This is a genomic window from Streptomyces sp. NBC_00358 (assembly GCF_036099295.1).
GTDB lineage: Bacteria > Actinomycetota > Actinomycetes > Streptomycetales > Streptomycetaceae > Streptomyces.
The window spans coordinates 1,632,763-1,649,159 of record NZ_CP107976.1 but is presented as its reverse complement, the minus strand read 5'-3'; the positions used below and the strand labels follow the sequence as shown (position 1 = coordinate 1,649,159).

Annotated in this window: 15 protein-coding genes; all 15 read left to right on the top strand. The window is 70.9% G+C overall.

Translation table 11 applies throughout. The annotated features are described in order from the left end of the window. Positions 1–11: 11 nt before the first annotated feature. The 15 genes from OHT01_RS06795 (at position 12) to OHT01_RS06725 (ending at position 16,316) form a co-directional block, all read left to right on the top strand. Positions 12–674, top strand: coding sequence for a GntR family transcriptional regulator (locus OHT01_RS06795; protein ID WP_328552214.1), 663 nt, complete (start codon positions 12–14; stop codon positions 672–674). A 307-nt stretch (positions 675–981) separates the two neighbouring features. Continuing rightward, positions 982–2,241 carry a CaiB/BaiF CoA transferase family protein gene (locus OHT01_RS06790; protein WP_328552213.1) on the top strand — a complete coding sequence of 420 codons (1,260 nt, stop codon included), beginning with the start codon at positions 982–984 and terminating at the stop codon, positions 2,239–2,241. Continuing rightward, positions 2,235–3,773, top strand: a complete 1,539-nt coding sequence (locus tag OHT01_RS06785; RefSeq protein ID WP_328552212.1) for a class I adenylate-forming enzyme family protein — start codon at positions 2,235–2,237, stop codon at positions 3,771–3,773. The genes OHT01_RS06790 and OHT01_RS06785 overlap by 7 nt, the downstream gene beginning before the upstream one ends. 132 nt (positions 3,774–3,905) lie before the next feature. After that, complete coding sequence (locus OHT01_RS06780) at positions 3,906–5,018, top strand: SMP-30/gluconolactonase/LRE family protein (RefSeq protein WP_328552211.1); 1,113 nt, start codon at positions 3,906–3,908, stop codon at positions 5,016–5,018. 61 nt (positions 5,019–5,079) lie between these two features. After that, positions 5,080–6,036: an SMP-30/gluconolactonase/LRE family protein gene (locus tag OHT01_RS06775; protein WP_328552210.1), complete on the top strand. Its 957-nt coding sequence runs from the start codon at positions 5,080–5,082 to the stop codon at positions 6,034–6,036. Continuing rightward, positions 6,033–6,419 (top strand): nuclear transport factor 2 family protein, encoded by a 387-nt coding sequence (locus tag OHT01_RS06770; RefSeq protein WP_328552209.1) that lies wholly within the window; start codon positions 6,033–6,035, stop codon positions 6,417–6,419. The genes OHT01_RS06775 and OHT01_RS06770 overlap by 4 nt, the downstream gene beginning before the upstream one ends. A gap of 166 nt (positions 6,420–6,585) precedes the next feature. After that, positions 6,586–7,704 (top strand): homogentisate 1,2-dioxygenase, encoded by a 1,119-nt coding sequence (locus tag OHT01_RS06765; protein ID WP_328552208.1) that lies wholly within the window; start codon positions 6,586–6,588, stop codon positions 7,702–7,704. Beyond that, positions 7,701–8,888, top strand: coding sequence for an alpha/beta hydrolase (locus OHT01_RS06760; RefSeq protein ID WP_328552207.1), 1,188 nt, complete (start codon positions 7,701–7,703; stop codon positions 8,886–8,888). The genes OHT01_RS06765 and OHT01_RS06760 overlap by 4 nt, the downstream gene beginning before the upstream one ends. Before the next feature lie 75 nt (positions 8,889–8,963). After that, positions 8,964–10,172, top strand: a complete 1,209-nt coding sequence (locus OHT01_RS06755; RefSeq protein ID WP_328552206.1) for a thiolase family protein — start codon at positions 8,964–8,966, stop codon at positions 10,170–10,172. After that, positions 10,169–10,930 (top strand): SDR family NAD(P)-dependent oxidoreductase, encoded by a 762-nt coding sequence (locus tag OHT01_RS06750; protein WP_328552205.1) that lies wholly within the window; start codon positions 10,169–10,171, stop codon positions 10,928–10,930. The genes OHT01_RS06755 and OHT01_RS06750 overlap by 4 nt, the downstream gene beginning before the upstream one ends. 15 nt (positions 10,931–10,945) lie before the next feature. Then, the gene (locus OHT01_RS06745; protein WP_328552204.1) at positions 10,946–12,121 is read left to right on the top strand and encodes an acyl-CoA dehydrogenase family protein; all 1,176 of its coding nucleotides are present in this window, start codon (positions 10,946–10,948) and stop codon (positions 12,119–12,121) included. Continuing rightward, positions 12,118–12,864: an enoyl-CoA hydratase/isomerase family protein gene (locus OHT01_RS06740; protein ID WP_328552203.1), complete on the top strand. Its 747-nt coding sequence runs from the start codon at positions 12,118–12,120 to the stop codon at positions 12,862–12,864. The genes OHT01_RS06745 and OHT01_RS06740 overlap by 4 nt, the downstream gene beginning before the upstream one ends. Before the next feature lie 67 nt (positions 12,865–12,931). Next, positions 12,932–13,708 (top strand): SDR family NAD(P)-dependent oxidoreductase, encoded by a 777-nt coding sequence (locus OHT01_RS06735; protein WP_328552202.1) that lies wholly within the window; start codon positions 12,932–12,934, stop codon positions 13,706–13,708. 45 nt (positions 13,709–13,753) lie between these two features. After that, entirely contained in the window at positions 13,754–14,941 is a 1,188-nt protein-coding gene (locus OHT01_RS06730; RefSeq protein ID WP_328552201.1) for an acyl-CoA dehydrogenase family protein, read from the top strand. Next, positions 14,934–16,316, top strand: coding sequence for a phosphotransferase family protein (locus OHT01_RS06725; protein ID WP_328552200.1), 1,383 nt, complete (start codon positions 14,934–14,936; stop codon positions 16,314–16,316). The genes OHT01_RS06730 and OHT01_RS06725 overlap by 8 nt, the downstream gene beginning before the upstream one ends. Positions 16,317–16,397: the final 81 nt, after the last annotated feature.

Genomic DNA, 16,397 nt, shown 5'->3' with positions numbered 1-16,397 from the left:
GAGCAGAAACGATGACGAAGCCGTCGGTGAGGGTCTACGAGGACCTGCGCAGGAGCATCCTGACCGGAGTGCACCCGTCCGGCTCGTGGCTGCGCGAGGAGAACATCGCGACCACGTACGAGGTGAGCCGCACTCCCGTACGCGACGCGCTGCGCAGGCTGCAGGCCGACGGGCTCATCACCCTGCATCCCAACCGCGGCGCGCAGGTGACCGGATTCGACGCCGCCGATCTCGACGACATCTTCAGCCTGCGGGCGCTGCTGGAGGGATACGCCGCCCGCCGCGCGGCCGAGCGCGACTCCTCGGAGGCCGAGCGCGAGGAACTGCGCGCGCTGTGCGACGCCATGGACGAGGCGGCGCGTGCCGGTGGCGACGACGCCGACGACCGCATCACCGAACTCAACATGGAGTTCCACCGCACGCTGCACCGGGCGGCCGGCAACGCGCTGCTCCCCGGGATCCTGTCCGGGGTCATCGAGATCTCCCTCGTCCGGCACACGTTCCACAACTACTCCCCGCAGGAGATGGCGCGCAGCCTGCGCCAGCACCGGGAGCTGGTCGACGCGCTCACCGCCCGCGACGGGACGTGGGCGCAGTCGGTCATGACGGCGCACGTGCTCTCCGCGCGGGCGTCCCTGAGCCGCCACAGGGCCGACCAGCAGCCCGTGGACTGACCGGGTTCGCCCGTCCTTCCCCGGAGGGACCGGCCGCGCCCCCCGTCGGCGTCCGGTGTGCGGTCCGCGTGGCACTCCGAGGCGGTCCCGGGCCCGTTCCGTGCACCCCGTCCCGGCGTGGTCGAGGGGTGGGTCCGGCGCGCCCTCCCAGGGGCCGGGTCCACGCCCGTACGAGCCGTTGACCAGTGGATTTCGCCCTCGCGGCCCGCTCCGCGTGACGCGGTACCCGGCCGTCCGTGACGGTCTCACGGTCGTCCCCCGGCCGTGGTGATTGAGGTCTGTACGAATCGGAGGGCGCTGTGCTTTCATGCCTGTACCGACCGGACGGTACAACGAGGTACGACGACTGGAGGTGGACATGAGCGGGCCTCTCGACGGGGTGCGGGTGGTGGAGATCGCCGGGGTCGGCCCGGCTCCGTTCGCGGCGATGCTGCTGGCGGACATGGGCGCCGAGGTGATCCGGGTGGACCGGGTCGCGGCGACCGAGCAGTCGCCCGGGATGGACGACCCCCGGTTCCGGATTCCCGAGCGCAGCCGCAGCTCCGTGGCCGTGGACCTGAAGTCCCCCGAGGGCGCGGAGATCGTGCTCCGGCTCGCCGGGACCGCCGACGCGGTGATCGAGGGCTTCCGCCCGGGGGTCGCAGAGCGGCTCGGCATCGGGCCCGACGAGTGCCGCGCCCGCAACCCGCGCCTGGTGTACGGCCGGATGACGGGCTGGGGGCAGCGGGGTCCCCTGTCGGACCGCGCCGGCCACGACATCAACTTCATCTCCGTCGCGGGAGCGCTGCACACCGTCGGTCTCGCCGGGCAGCCGCCGGTACCGCCGGTGAACCTGGTCGGCGAGGGCGGTGGCGGGATGCTGCTGGCCTTCGGGATCGTCTGCGCACTGCTGGAGGCCCGGCAGTCGGGAACCGGGCAGGTCGTGGACGCGGGCATCGTCGACGGAGCCGCCGTGCTGCTGTCGTCGGTGCTCGGGATGCGGGCCGCCGGCACCTGGAACACGGAACGCGGCACCAACACCCTCGACTCGGGCGCGCCCTTCTACGGCACCTACCGCTGTGCCGACGGCGAGTACGTGGCCGTCGGCGCCGCCGAGCGGTACTTCTTCGACCGTCTCCTGGACACGCTCGGCGTCGCCGACGACCCGAGGGCGGCCGGGGACCGGCTGGACCGTCGGCGCTGGGATGCGATGAAGGAGTGCATCGCCGAGGCGTTCGCCGCCAGGTCACGCGCCGAATGGATGGCGGTGTTCGACGATGTCGACGCCTGTGTCACCCCCGTCCTCTCGCTCGACGAGGTCGCGGGCCACCCGCACAACCGTGCGCGCGGCACGTTCCTCGACATCGAAGGGGTGGTGCATCCCGCCGCCGCCCCCCGCTTCAGCCGCACCCGGCCCGCGGCACCGAGACCGCCCGGCGCGCCGGGCCGGGACTCCGCCGACGTGCTGCGCGCGGCGGGCTACAGCCACCAGCAGATCACCGGATTCGTCGAGAGGCACGTGGTCGCGTTCCCGGACCGCACCGCCGCCTCGGTCATCGACCGCACAGGAGGAAGAACGCCATGCTGATCAGTGACGTGCTGCGTCGCAACGCGATGCGGACACCGGAAAAGAACGCGCTTCTCATGGCGGACGGTTCGGGCTCCCGCACCTACGCCGAGCTGTACGAGAGGGCGATGCGCCTCGCGGACGCGCTCCTCGGCATCGCCTCGCGGGGCGACCGGATCGCGATCCTGTCCGAGAACAACCCCGAGTACGTCGAGGCGTACTACGGCGTCCCCGCCGTGGGCATGGCGCTGACCATGCTCAACTACCGCCTGCACCCGAAGGAATGGGTGTGGATCCTCAACAACTCCGGCGCCCGGGTCGTCCTGGTCCAGGAGCAGTATCTGGAGGCGCTCACCGAGCACCGCGCCGAGCTGGAGACGGTCGAGCACATCGTCGTCATCGGTGCGTCCCGGCCCGGCGTGCGCAGCTACGAGGACCTCGTGGCCGAGGGGCGCCCGACCGAGCCCGAGGTGCGGGTCACCGACGACGAGGTCGCCTGGCTGCTCTACACCAGCGGCACCACCGGGTTCCCCAAGGGCGCCCAGCTCACCCACCGCAACATCAACACCGCGCTGGTCCAGTCGGTGCTCGCCTACGAGCCGACGGCGGAGACCAGCTTCCTCAACGCGATGCCGCTGTGCCACGTCGCCGGCTACCTCACGCCGATGCACCAGTTCAACGGCGGTTCCGTGCTGATGATGTCCGGCTGGGACCCGGAGCAGTGGATGCGGCTGGTCCAGGACCACCGGGTCACCAGCGGCGGCTTCGCCCCGACGATGATGGCGATGCTCCTCGCCCACCCGAAGATCGACGAGTACGACCTGAGCAGCCTGGAGTGGATGGGCTACGGCGCCTCCAAGATCCCCGTCGACGTGCTGCGCCGCACGATCGAGCGCTTCGGGCCGATCGTGTACGCCGGTATGGGCATGACCGAGCTGGGCGGGAACATGCTGACCCTCGACAAGGCGGCCCACATCCGTGCCGTGAACGGCGAGGAGCACCTGCTCGACGCGGTCGGCAAGCCGATGGCCCTGGTGGACGTGCGCGTGGTGCGGCCCGACGGCGAGGACTGCGAGATCGGCGAGATCGGCGAGATCGTCGTCCAGGGCGACCAGGTCACCGTCGGGTACCACGGGAACCCGCGGGCGACCGAAGAAGCCTGGTCCGGGGGCTGGTTCCACACCGGTGACCTCGCCCGCACGGACGAGGAGGGCTTCCTCTACATCGTCGACCGGGCCAAGGACATGATCATCTCCGGTGGCGAGAACGTCTACTCCAGCGAGGTCGAGAACGCCCTCTACGAGCACCCGGCGGTCGCCGAGGCGGCGGTCATCGGACTGCCGGACCCGGTGTGGGGCGAGAAGGTGGCCGCCGTGGTCGTCCGCAGGGAGGGCCAGGAGGTCTCGGAGGACGACATCGTGGCGCAGTGCAGGAGCCGCCTCGCCTCGTACAAGCAGCCGCGCGCGGTGTTCTTCGCGGACGCCCTGCCGAAGACGGTCAGCGGCAAGATCCGCAAGAACGACCTGCGGGACCGGTTCGGCACCGGGGAGTGACGTCCGTGGCGGGGGAGTCGCCCCACGAGGGGTGATCCTCGCTCCGGCGGCGGCCCGAGGGAACGGCCCTCGGGCCGGACGGCGAAACCAGCAACGCGTTCACCAGGAGCTGCACCGAAAGGACGGTTGGCCATGGAAGGAACCGAGGGGTCCGCACGGGCCGGTCAGGACATACCGCCGCCGCGGAGGGCCCTCTCGCGCCGGTCGCTGATCGGACGGATGACCGCGGTGACCGCGGGGGCCTCGGGCGCAGCCGTGCTCGGCCCGGTCGGCGGGGCCGTGGCCGCGGACGGCAGGGGAGGCAGGCCGGGCGGGAGCCGGAAGCCGAAGGTGACCGTCCTGGCCACCGGGCTGAAGTTCCCCGAGGGGCCCCTCGCGCTCCCGAACGGTGACGTGCTCGTCGTCGAGGTGCTGCGCGGGACGCTGACGCGGATCACCCCGGACGGCACCGTGTCGGTGGTGGCCGAGCTGGGCGGCGGTCCCAACGGCGCCGCGCTCGGCCCCGACGGCCGGGTCTACGTCGCCGACAACGGCGGCCTGAACGGCTTCGACGTGGGCGGGTTCACCTTCGCCGGCGGCACCCCCGCCGGCTACGTCACCGGCAGCATCCAGGCCGTCGACCTCGCCGACGGGTCGGTGGAGACGCTCTACACCGAGGCCGGCGGGCAGCCGTTGCGCGGTCCGGACGACCTGGTCTTCGACGCCCACGGCGGCTTCTACTTCACCGACTACGGCAAGACCGGCGCGACCGCCGTCGACCGGGGGCGGCTGTTCTACGCCACCGCCGACGGCACCTCGATCCGGAAGGTGGCCGACGGGATGGACGGCCCCAACGGCATCGGGCTCTCGCCGGACGGCACGCGGCTGTACGTCAGCGAGACGTACACCGCGCGGGTCTGGTGGTGGGAGGTCACGGCCCCCGGAGTGATCAAGGGCGGTCTCTCCCTGGGCGGTTCGGGCGGCGGCAACTTCCTGTACACCGCGCCCGACTACACGAACTTCGACTCGCTCGCCGTCGAGGCCGGAGGCAACGTCTGCGTGGCGTCGATGATCCACGCGGGCATCTCGGTGGTGAGCCCGAAGGGGCACCTCGTGGAGTTCGTCGACATCAATGTCGGCGGCGACCCGGGCATATCCAACATCTGCTTTGGAGGAAAACACCTGACCACCGCGTACATCACCGCCTCCAGCACCGGAAGGCTGCTGAAGGTGGAGTGGCCGCGGCGGGGCCTGGCACTGAACTGAAGGCCCGTCGGAACAAACGTAAAAAGTCAGCTGCAAAGAACATCCCGGGAAGGGAAAGCAAATGAATGTCACCACTCTTGCCACCGGACTGAAGTTCCCCGAGGGGCCGGTCGCGCTCCCGAACGGTGACGTGCTCGTCGTCGAGGTCCTGGGCGGGAAGCTGACGCGGATCACCCCGGACGGCACCGTGTCGGTGGTGGCCGAGCTGGGCGGCGGTCCCAACGGTGCGGCCCTCGGCCCCGACGGCCGGGTCTACGTCACCAACAACGGCGGCATGATGGGCTTCGAGGTCGCCGGCTTCACCTGGGCCGTCGGCATCGCGCCGGACTACGTCACCGGCAGCATCCAGGCGGTCGACCTCACGGACGGTTCCGTGGAGACCCTCTACACCGAGTGCGACGGGCAGCCGCTGCGCAGCGCCAGCGACCTGGTCTTCGACGCCCACGGCGGTATGTACTTCACCGACTACGGCAAGAGCGACGGGGTCACGGGCGACAAGGGCCGGCTCTTCTACGCGACCGCCGACGGCACCTCGATCAAGCTGCTCACCGGCGGGATGGACGGCCCCAACGGCATCGGGCTCTCCCCGGACGGAACGCGGCTGTACGTCAACGAGACCTTCACCGCGCGCGTGTGGTGGTGGGAGGTCACCGCTCCGGGCGAGATCAAGGGCGGTCTGTCCATGGGCGGCTCCGGTGGCGGCAACTTCCTGTACACCGCGCCCGACTACACGAACTTCGACGGGCTCGGCATCGAGGCCGACGGCAACCTCTGCGTGGCGTCGATGGTCCACACCGGCATCTCCGTGGTCAGCCCGGAGGGCGAACTGGTGGAGTTCGTCGACATCCACGTCGACAACGACCCGGGCCTGACCAACATCTGCTGGGGCGGCGAGGGACTGCGGACCGCCTACATGACCATGGCCAGCACCGGACAGCTCGTCAAGGTGGACTGGCCGCGCCCCGGTCTGGCCCTCAACTACGGCCCCACCGGCGAACCGGAGGGGGAGCAGGCATGAGCGCGGGCGTCTCCGCGCTCGCCGACCGGTTCTTCGCCGCGGTCTCCCGTGGGGACCTCGCGGAACTGGAGGCGCTGTACAGCCCCGACGTGACCGTCTGGCACAACTACGACGACGTCGACCAGACGCGCTCGGAAAGCCTGCGGCTGCTCTCCTGGCTCGCCGCGAAGGCCGGCCCGCTGCGCTATGTGGACGTGCGGCGGACGGTCCTGGACGACGGGTTCGTACAGCAGCACGTCGTCGAACTCGGCGGGCGGTGCGAAGGAATCCGTATGCCCGCCATGCTCAGGGTCTTCTGCGACGACCGGCACATCCGCCGGATCGAGGAATACGTCGACCCGGGCCCGCTGAACATACGGCTGGCGGCGACGGCAGCACCTTGATCGAACGCCGACCGTGGTGTGCCGAACGGCACGGTCGGCCCTGACAGCCCACCATTGACGGGAACACCTGGCCAGATTACTGTACCGATCAGTCGGTACGGAGATTCGGTGCCGGGGCGCCGGATGCCAGAACATCCGGCGCCCCGGACGAAGACGGGAGCGGTAAGTGGAGTCATTCACCCACCTGCGGAAAGGCACGACGCCCCGCAGGATCCACGCGGACCTCGAAGGTCTCAAGGACGACGAGCTCGGCCGTGGCGGGTTCGAGGGCCGCACGGCGCACCTCTACCGACGTCACGACCCCACCCAGTACCGCAGCGAGGGTCCGCTGACCGGCGTCGACATCGCCGCGAGCGCGCTGACCCCCACGGACAAGGACGACCCGAGCGGCGCACCGCTGCTGATGTTCAGCAACGCCGACTGCCGGATCTCGCTGAGCATGCGCAACGCCCCCGCGCCGTTCTACGTACGCAATGTCGACGGTGACGAGCTGCACTTCGTGCACCAGGGCACCGGAACCTTCGTCACCGAGTTCGGCTCGCTGGCATACCGCCCCGGTGACTACGTCTACCTCCCCAAGGCGACGACCTACCGCCAGGTCCCCGACGAGGGCGGAAGCTGCGTCCTGGTCGTCGAGGCGGTGGACGAGTTCCGCGTCCCGCCGGCGGGCGTCCTCGGCCGGCACTTCCCGTTCGACAGCGCGCTCGTCGTGGTCCCCGAGGCCGCCGTGGTCGAGGACGACGGCCGCGACGAGTACGAGGTCCGGCTGTACCACTCCGGTCAGCGGACCTCGATCTTCTACCCGCACGACCCGTGCGACGCCGAAGGCTGGCGGGGCGACAACTTCCCCTTCACCTTCAACATCGACGACTACAACGTGATCACCTCAGAGAGCGTGCACCTGCCGCCCACCGTGCACCTGTTCATGCAGGCCACCGGCGTGTACGTGATGAACTTCCTGCCCAGGGCCGCCGAGGGCGTGCCCGGGACCGAGCGCTACCCGTGGTACCACCGCAACGTCGACTTCGACGAGATCGCCTTCTTCCACGGAGGCAACGTCTTCGGGATCGACCTGCCGCCGGGCCTCATCTCGCACGCCCCCCAGGGCACGCACCACGGAGCCCCGGAGAAGGCCCGCGAACGCTCCCGGCGCCGCTTCGACCGGGACACCCGGGTCGAATGGAAGATCATCGCCGTCGACACCCGGCGGCGGCTGGTGCCCAGCGAGGCGGTCCTCACCGCGGCGGCCGAAGCGGGCGCCGCAGACCCGGAGATCCAGATATGAGCACGGAAGCCAAGAAGCACGCCTACGACCGCATCCCCTACCTGGTGATGTTCGAGGACACCTCGGCCTACCGCGACACGTACGGCGGGCCGAGCGCGATGGTCGCCCTGGAGAGCTACCTCCTCAAGCCCCGGGAGGTGGAGTCCGACACCGTCATCGTGTTCATGCACCCGATCGGCGGCGGCGCCTACCTGCCGATGATGAACGCCCTGGCCAGGGCCGGCCACCACGTCATCTACTGCGGCAGCCGCTACCGCGGCGTCGACAACGCCCTGATCATGGAGAAGGTCGTCCAGGACCTCGGGGCCTGCGTCCGCGACGCCCGTGACCGGCTCGGCTACGCCAAGGTCGTGCTGGCCGGCTGGAGCGGTGGCGGCTCGCTGTCGCTGTACTACCAGCAGCAGGCGCAGAACCCGACGGTCACCGCCACCCCGGCCGGCGACGCGCCGGACCTCACCCGCTGCGACCTGCCTCCGGCCGACGGCATCATGCTGCTCGCCGCGCACGTCAGCCGGCACGGCACCATGACCGAGTGGCTGGACGCCTCGATCCTGGACGAGAACGACCCCGACGTCCGGGACCGCGAACTCGACCTGTACGACCCGAAGAACCCGAACCAGCCGCCGTACACGGCGGAGTTCATCGAGCGCTACCGGGCCGCGCAGATCGCCCGCAACCGCAGGATCACCGCCTGGGTGAAGACGCAGCTCGCCGAACTGCGCCAGTCCGGACGCGAGTTGGAGGAGCGCGGCTTCGTCGTGCACGGCACGATGGCCGACCCGCGCTGGCTCGACCCCGCAGTCGACCCCAGCGACCGCGCGCCGGGCTGCTACCTGGGCGACCCCAAGGTCGTCAACAACGGCCCGGTCGGCCTGGCCCGGTTCAACACCCTGCGCGGCTGGCTCTCCCAGTGGAGCTACGACGACGCCAACGGCGACGGCGTGAAGTGCGCCGCCGACCTGGAGATCCCCACTCTGGTGATCGGCAACAGCGCCGACGACGCGTGCACCCCGAGCCACACCCAGCGCCTCTTCGACGCGGTCGGCCACCCGGACAAGACCCTGCACGTGGTCAAGGGCGCCACGCACTACTACGCGGGCCCCGACCAGCGCCCCCAGCTCGCCGAGGCCATCGGCGTCGTCACCGGCTGGATGGCCGAGCGCGGCTTCGCCCCGTCCGCCTGACCGCCGCAGCCACCAGCCCCTTACACCCCCGACCGCACACCCCTCGTATGCCGGTCGTCCCCGAAAAGGTCTCCCATGCCCGAAGCAGTAATCGTCGAGGCGGTCCGCACCGCCTCGGGCAAGCGTCACGGATCCCTGTCCGGCTGGCACCCCGCCGAGCTCGCGGCCCAGACGCTGATCGCGCTCCAGGAGCGCTCCGGCATCGACCCCGCCATCATCGATGACGTGATCATGGGCTGCGTGACCCAGAACGGTCCCCAGAGCACCAACGTCGGCCGGACGGCCGTCCTGGCCGCGGGCTGGCCCGAGACCGTGCCCGCCACGACCATCGACCGGCAGTGCGGCTCCTCCCAGCAGGCCGTCCACTTCGCCGCACAGGCGATCATGGCCGGAACCTGCGACGTCGTCGTCGCGGCCGGCCTGGAGTGCATGTCGACCGTGCCGATGTTCTCCAACGCCCCCGGCGGCGACATCCGCGCCGTCTACGGCGAGGCCGCGCACCAGCGCTACGCCGACCGCGAGGCGTACGGGGCCAGCGGTCTCGTCCCGCAGGGCATCTCCGCGGAGCTGGTCGTCGACCGGTGGAAGCTGACCCGCGAGGAACTGGACGCCTACGGTCTGCAGAGCCACCAGCGTGCCGCCGCCGCCCGCGACGAGGGCCGCTTCGACCGCGAGATCGTCCCCGTGCCCCGCAAGGTGCGCGACCGCGAGACCGGCGAGGTCACCGAGCCCGGCGACACCCTGCTCGCCGACGAGTGCATCCGCGACACGTCCCCCGAGGCACTGGCCGGCCTCAAGCCGTCCTTCGTCCCCGAGGGCCGGGTGACCGCCGGCAACTCCTCGCAGATCGTCGACGGCGCCGCCGCCGTCCTGATCATGAGCGCGGAGAAAGCGCGCGAGCTGGGCCTGCGCCCCCGCGCGGTCATCCGCCACATGGCCGTGACCGGCTCGGACCCGGTCGAGATGCTGACCGGCCCGATCCCGGCGACCCAGCGGGTCCTCGCGCGGTCCGGGATGAGCCTCGACGACATCGACCTCTTCGAGGTCAACGAGGCCTTCGCCTCGGTCGTCCTCGCCTGGCAGCGCGAACTGGGCGCCGACCCGGCCAAGGTCAACGTCAACGGCGGCGGTATCTCGCTGGGCCACCCGCTCGGTGCCTCGGGCGCCAAGCTGATGGTCACCATGCTGCACGAACTGGAGCGCACCGGCGGCCGGTTCGGCCTCCAGACCATGTGCGAGGGCGGCGGCATGGCCAACGCCACGGTCATCGAGAGGCTGTCGTGACCACGGGGGCCCACGTCATCGACCTGAGCGGCAAGGTCGCCGTGGTGACCGGGGCCTCCAGCGGACTCGGACGCCGGTTCGCCCTGACGCTGGCCGCGGCCGGTGCCACCGTGGTCGCGGCAGCCCGCCGAACCGACCTCCTGGAGTCACTGGCCGCCGAGCACGACGGCATCGTGGCCCACCGGTGCGACATCACCGACGAGGACGACTGCGCGGCCCTGATCGCCCGCGCCGAACAGCTCGGCGGCGTCGACATCCTGGTCAACAACGCGGGATGGGCCGACGCGCTGCCCGCATTCGATCAGCCGCTCGCCTCGTTCCGCAAGACCCTCGACATCGACGTGACCGCGCTCTTCCAGCTCAGCGTGCTCGCCGCGAAGTCCATGACGGAGCGCGACGGCGGGGCGATCGTCAACATCGCCTCCGTCCTCGGGCTCGTCGCCTCGGCCCCGATCCCCCAGTCGGCCTACGGCGCCGCGAAGGGCGCCGTCGTCAGCCTCACCCGCCACCTGGCCGCCGAATGGGCCCCTTCCGGGGTACGCGTCAACGCCATCGCGCCGGGCTGGTTCCCCAGCGAACTGACCGCCGAGATGCTGGCCGACGAGTCCGCGAGCCGCTGGATCGCACGCAACACCCCCATGGGCCGGCCGGGCCGGCCCGAAGAACTCGACGGAGCCCTGCTGCTGCTGGCCGGACCCGGCGGCAGCTTCATCACCGGACAGACCCTCGCGGTCGACGGCGGATGGACCGCACGATGAGAGAGGAGGCACGCGATGGCTGTGCACCGTGACCTGTTCGACGAGACCCACGAAGACTTCCGCAGCAGTTTCCGGGCCTTCGTCCAGGCCGAGATCGTCCCGAACCACGAGAAGTGGGAGGCGGCGGGCCGGGTCGACAAGTCCATGTTCCTGGCTGCCGGAGCCCAGGGCTTCCTGGGCATGGCCGTACCGGAGGAGTACGGCGGCCTCGGCGTCGACGACTTCCGCTACAACGTGATCATCTCCGAGGAGCTTCAGCGGGCCAACGTCATCGGCTCGGGCATGTGCATCACGCTCCACAACGACATCGTGCTGCCGTACCTGCTGAGCGCGACCAACGAGGAGCAGCGGGCCCGCTGGCTGCCCGGCTTCGTCACCGGCGAGATCATGGGCGCGATCTCGATGACCGAGCCCGGCGCCGGATCGGACCTGGCCTCCGTCCGTACGACCGCGATCCGCGACGGTGACCACTACGTCGTCAACGGCTCCAAGACGTTCGTCACCAACGGCCTCAACTGCGACCTGGTCATCGTGGCCGCCAAGACCGACCCCGAGGAGCGCCACCGCGGCCTCAGCCTGATCGTCGTGGAGGACGCCACCCCCGGCTTCAGCCGCGGACGCCACCTGCGCAAGATCGGCCTGAAGAGCCAGGACACCGCGGAGCTGTTCTTCGACGAGGCCCGGGTGCCGGCCGATAACCTGCTCGGCGAGCCGGGGACGGGCTTCGCCACCCTGATGGCGAACCTGGCCCAGGAGCGCATGGCGCTGTCGGTCTCGGCGATCACCGGCGCCCGTGCCGTCCTGGACTGGACGATCGACTACTGCCGGGAGCGCGAGGCCTTCGGACAGCGGCTGTCCTCCTTCCAGAACACCAAGTTCGAGCTGGCCGAGATGCTCACCGCCACCGAGGTCGCCCAGGTCTACGTGGACTACCTCGTCCGACGTCACCTGGCCGGGGATCTCGACGCCGAGGACGCGGCCAAGGCCAAGTGGTGGACGACCGATCTCCAGCAGGACGTGGTCAACCGCTGCCTCCAACTGCACGGCGGCTACGGCTTCATGGAGGAGTACCCGGTCGCCAGGGCGTTCCTGGACGCGCGGGTGCAGACCATCTACGCCGGCACCAACGAGATCATGAAGGAGATCATCGGCCGGTCCATCGACGCACCCGACAAGCGGGCCCGCCGATGAGCGTCGACTGCGAGACGCGGGACGGCGTCGCCACGATCACCCTGAACCGGCCCGGCAAGCTCAACGCCATGACCGACACGATGTGGAGCACGCTGGAGGCCCTGCTCGCCGAGTTGTCGGCCGATCCCGGCACCCGCGCCGTGGTGGTCACCGGAGCCGACGGGGCGTTCTGCGGCGGCTCGGACGTCGAGGGACTGCTCGACGACCTCGACGCGCTGCCCGATCGGATCAGGGTCTCCAACCGCTGTGTCCTCGCCCTGCACGAGGCACCGTTCCCGACCATCGCGATGGTCGACGGGATCGCCGCGGGCGCGGGCGTCAACCTCGCGCTGGCCTGCGACTTCGTGGTGGCCAGCAACCGGTCCCGCTTCCTCCAGCTCTTCATCCGGCGCGGACTGTCCCTGGACAGCGGCGGAAGCTGGCTGCTGCCCCGCCTGGTGGGGGAGCGCAGGGCGCGCCAACTGGCTTTCCTCGGCGATTCGTTGGACGCAGCCACCGCGCTGGACTGGGGAATGATCACCTCCGTCGCGCCGCCGGAGGAACTGGCCGCCGAGGTGGACGCCCTCACCGACCGCCTTCGCAAGCTGTCGCCCTCGGCGCTGGCCGGCACCAAGTCACTGCTCAACAACGCCTGGCAGACCTCGCTCGCCGAGGCACTCGAAGCCGAGATCGACAACCAGGTCGCGGTGATCGCCTCCCCCGAGGCGCAGGCGGCGATCGCCGCGTTCGTCCGCAAACGCTGACCGCACACCGGCCGGCACGAGCCCGGCCGCACCCGCACCGCACCGCACACGAACCAAGGAGTCAACGATGGAACTGGCAGGCAGCTCGGCGATCGTCACCGGCGGAGGCTCCGGCCTGGGAGAGGCCACCAGCCGCCTCCTCGCGGCCAAGGGCCTCAAGGTCACCGTCCTCGACCTCGACGAGGTCGGCGGCAACCGCGTCGCCAAGGAGATCGGCGGCCGCTTCATCGCCGCGAACGTCACCGACCCCGACCAGGTCATAGCCGCCGTCGACGCCGCCGTGTCCGACGCCCCGCTGCGCGTCGTCGTCAACTGCGCGGGCATCCCGAGCCTCGCCCGCACCGTCGGCAAGGACGGCGAATACGGCTCGGCCCACGACCTGAACGCGTTCCGCAAGGTCGTCGAGGTCAACCTGATCGGCACCTTCAACGTCGTCCGCCTCGCCGCGACCGCGATGTCCCACAACGAGCCCGACGCCGACGGCGCGCGCGGCGCGATCGTCAACACGACGTCGGTCGCGGCGTTCGACGGCCAGATCGGCCAGGTCGCCTACAGCGCCTCCAAGGGCGGCGTCGTCGGACTCACCCTGCCGCTGGCCCGTGACCTCGGGGTCGTAGGCGTCCGCGTGAACACCATCGCGCCCGGACTGATCGAGACGCCGATCTACGACACGGTCCCGAACCCGGCCGAGTTCAAGGCCAAGCTCGCCAAGGACGTCGTCTTCCCGCGCCGGCTCGGCCGGTCCGAGGAGTTCGCCAGCCTCGCGTGGGAGCTGCTGTCCAACAGCTACATGAACGGTGAGGTGATCCGGATCGACGGGGGCGTCCGCCTTCCCCCCAAGTGAACGACGCCCCGCCCCGCCCGTCCGCTGCTGTCAGGAATGAAGCCCATGAGTACATCAGGATCACAACTTCGCGCCGCCATGCGGGAGTTCGTCGACGGTGAGGTCATCCCCGCCGAACGAGCCCTGGACGCCGGTGGCGACACCGCCGCCGTCGCCCTCAAGCGCCTGCAGGCGAGCGCCAAGGAGAAGGGCCTGTGGGCGCTGGGCCACCCCGCCGAGATCGGCGGCGGCGGTCTGCCGTTCTACGAGTTCGCGCTGGTCAACGAGATCATCGGCCGCTCCAAGTACGGACAGCTCGCGGCGGGCACGCTGTCGATGCAGGACGCGATCATGCTCCACCGCTTCGCCAGTGAGGAGCAGAAGCAGCGCTGGCTGCTTCCGCTGGTGGCGGGGGACATCACCCCGAGCACCGGGATGACCGAGCCGGAGGTCGCCGGATCGGACCCGACGCTCATCCAGGCCACCGCCCGGCTCGACGGCGACGAGTGGGTCATCGACGCCCACAAGTGGTTCACCACCGGCGGCTCCAACGCGGCGTTCACCACGGTCTACGCCCGCACCGAGCCGGAGGACGTCAAGGCCCACCAGGCCCTGTCCGCCATCGTCGTGCCCGCCGGCACCCCCGGCTTCGAGGTCGTCCGCGTCCTGAAGACCATGGGCTCCACCGGCGGGGACCACTGCGAGATCCGCCTCACCGGGGTCCGCGTCCCCTACGAGAACCTGCTCGGCGAGCGCGGCGGCGGATTCGCCGTCGGCCAGATCCGCCTCGGCCCCGGCCGGATCTTCCACGCCATGCGCTGGCTCGGCCAGGCCCAGCGGGCCTTCGAGCTGATGGTCGACCGCGCCAACACCCGCTACGCCCATGGCTCGCTGCTCTCGCAGAAGGGCGAGATCCAGCGCTACGTCGCGGAGTCCGCCGCCGAGATCCACGCGGCGCGGCTGATGGTCCTGGACGCGGCGAAGCAGTTCGACCGGGACGGACAGGCCCGCATCCAGATCAGCATCGTCAAGTTCTGGGCCGCCCAGATGCTCCACAACGTCATCGACCGGGCGATCCAGGTCCACGGCGCCCTCGGCGTCACCGACGACACGCCCCTCGAAGGGATGTACCGCGAGGCGCGCTTCGCCCGCATCTACGACGGCCCGGACGAGGTCCACCGGATGGTCGTCGCGCGACGACTGCTGGCCGACCCCTCCCGCGCCCCCTGGCTCCAGGGCGGTCTCGATGACTGACCAGGAGGAGATCGAGACGCGCCTGACCGCCGCCTGGGGCGCCCCGGTGACGGCCACCGTCCCCAGCGCCCTGCCCGGCGGAGCCAGCCGGCAGACCATGCGCTTCACCGCCGAGACCGAGGGCCGCTCCCGCGACCTGGTCCTGCGGCGCGACCTGTCGGGTCCGGCCGGTGCCGAGACCATGGACCTGGAGGCCAAGGTCATGGCCGCCGCCGCCGCGGCCGGGGTCCCGGTCCCGGAGCTGGTGGACAGCGGGGCGTCGCTCGGCGGCAACCCCTACATCGTGATGAGCCTTGTGGAGGGCGAGGTGATCCCCCGCCGACTGCTGCGCGACGACGCCTACGCGACGGCACGGGAGACCCTCGCGGCGCAGTTCGGTGCCATCGCCGCGCGCATCCACACGATGTCCCCCGACACCCTCGGCGGGCTCGACCGGCAGGAACCCATCGCCGCACTGCGCGCCCTCGCCGAACGGTGGGACTCGCCCCGGCCCTCGGTCGAACTCGCGATCCGCTGGCTGGAGGACCACCCCGTGCCGGCCGTCGCCGACACCGTCGTCCACGGAGACCTGCGCAACGGCAACGCCATCGTCGGCCCCGAGGGCATCCGCGCGGTCCTGGACTGGGAATTGGTCCACCGCGGGGACCCGGTCGAGGACCTCGGATGGCTGTGCGTGAAGGCCTGGCGGTTCGGTTCGGCGCTCCCGGTCGGCGGGTTCGGCACCCGCGCACAGCTCCTCGACGGGTACGAGGAGGTGGCGGGCTGGCGCCCGACCGACGCGCAACTGCACTGGTGGGAGGTCTACAGCACACTGCGCTGGGTGCTGATCTGCCGTCAGCAGGCCGCCGTACACCTGGAGGGCGAAGAGGACTCGCTCGAACACGCGGTGATCGGCCGGCGGGTGTGCGAGGCGGAGTTCGACCTGCTGCTCACGCTCGGACTGACGCGGCCGGAGAAGGCCGAGGACGTGCTGGCCGCGGTCGACGCCGCGGAGTCCGAAACGGTCGGCACGGGCGCCGCGCCCCACGACGCCCCGGACGCCGACCACCTGCTCGCCGTGGTCGAGCGCACCCTCGCGCGCGGTGAGCTCGGTTCGCAGGGCAGCGCCCGCTACCTCGCCAGGGTCGCGGCCAACGCCCTGCGGATCGTACGGCGGGAGCTCCTGCTCGCGGCCGAGGTCACCGAGCGGCACCGCGGACGGCTGGACGGCCTCGGGTTCGCGACGGATCGGGACCTCGCCGAAGCCTTGCGCTCCGGCGCCGTGACACCTGTGAACCCCCGCGTGGTTCAAGCCGTCGTCGGGACGGTGCGGGACAAGCTGCTCGTGGCCAACCCGGCGTATCTCGGTCGGCCCGACGCGCCGGAAGAGGGCTGACGGCGCGGGCCACCGGCGCGCGCGAGCGCGTGCGACGACCCTCGGTAGTCTCTACCTCCCCCGGCAACCTTCTCGAGAACG

What these genes read in the sequence shown, in the direction of transcription:
- OHT01_RS06725 (WP_328552200.1), top strand. Translation starts at nt 14,934, where the DNA reads ATGACTGACCAGGAGGAGATCGAGACGCGCCTGACCGCCGCCTGGGGC.
- OHT01_RS06760 (WP_328552207.1), top strand. Translation starts at nt 7,701, where the DNA reads ATGAGCACGGAAGCCAAGAAGCACGCCTACGACCGCATCCCCTACCTG.
- OHT01_RS06735 (WP_328552202.1), top strand. Translation starts at nt 12,932, where the DNA reads ATGGAACTGGCAGGCAGCTCGGCGATCGTCACCGGCGGAGGCTCCGGC.
- OHT01_RS06775 (WP_328552210.1), top strand. Translation starts at nt 5,080, where the DNA reads ATGAATGTCACCACTCTTGCCACCGGACTGAAGTTCCCCGAGGGGCCG.
- OHT01_RS06745 (WP_328552204.1), top strand. Translation starts at nt 10,946, where the DNA reads ATGGCTGTGCACCGTGACCTGTTCGACGAGACCCACGAAGACTTCCGC.
- OHT01_RS06785 (WP_328552212.1), top strand. Translation starts at nt 2,235, where the DNA reads ATGCTGATCAGTGACGTGCTGCGTCGCAACGCGATGCGGACACCGGAA.
- OHT01_RS06740 (WP_328552203.1), top strand. Translation starts at nt 12,118, where the DNA reads ATGAGCGTCGACTGCGAGACGCGGGACGGCGTCGCCACGATCACCCTG.
- OHT01_RS06780 (WP_328552211.1), top strand. Translation starts at nt 3,906, where the DNA reads ATGGAAGGAACCGAGGGGTCCGCACGGGCCGGTCAGGACATACCGCCG.
- OHT01_RS06795 (WP_328552214.1), top strand. Translation starts at nt 12, where the DNA reads ATGACGAAGCCGTCGGTGAGGGTCTACGAGGACCTGCGCAGGAGCATC.
- OHT01_RS06770 (WP_328552209.1), top strand. Translation starts at nt 6,033, where the DNA reads ATGAGCGCGGGCGTCTCCGCGCTCGCCGACCGGTTCTTCGCCGCGGTC.
- OHT01_RS06790 (WP_328552213.1), top strand. Translation starts at nt 982, where the DNA reads ATGCCTGTACCGACCGGACGGTACAACGAGGTACGACGACTGGAGGTG.
- OHT01_RS06730 (WP_328552201.1), top strand. Translation starts at nt 13,754, where the DNA reads ATGAGTACATCAGGATCACAACTTCGCGCCGCCATGCGGGAGTTCGTC.
- OHT01_RS06755 (WP_328552206.1), top strand. Translation starts at nt 8,964, where the DNA reads ATGCCCGAAGCAGTAATCGTCGAGGCGGTCCGCACCGCCTCGGGCAAG.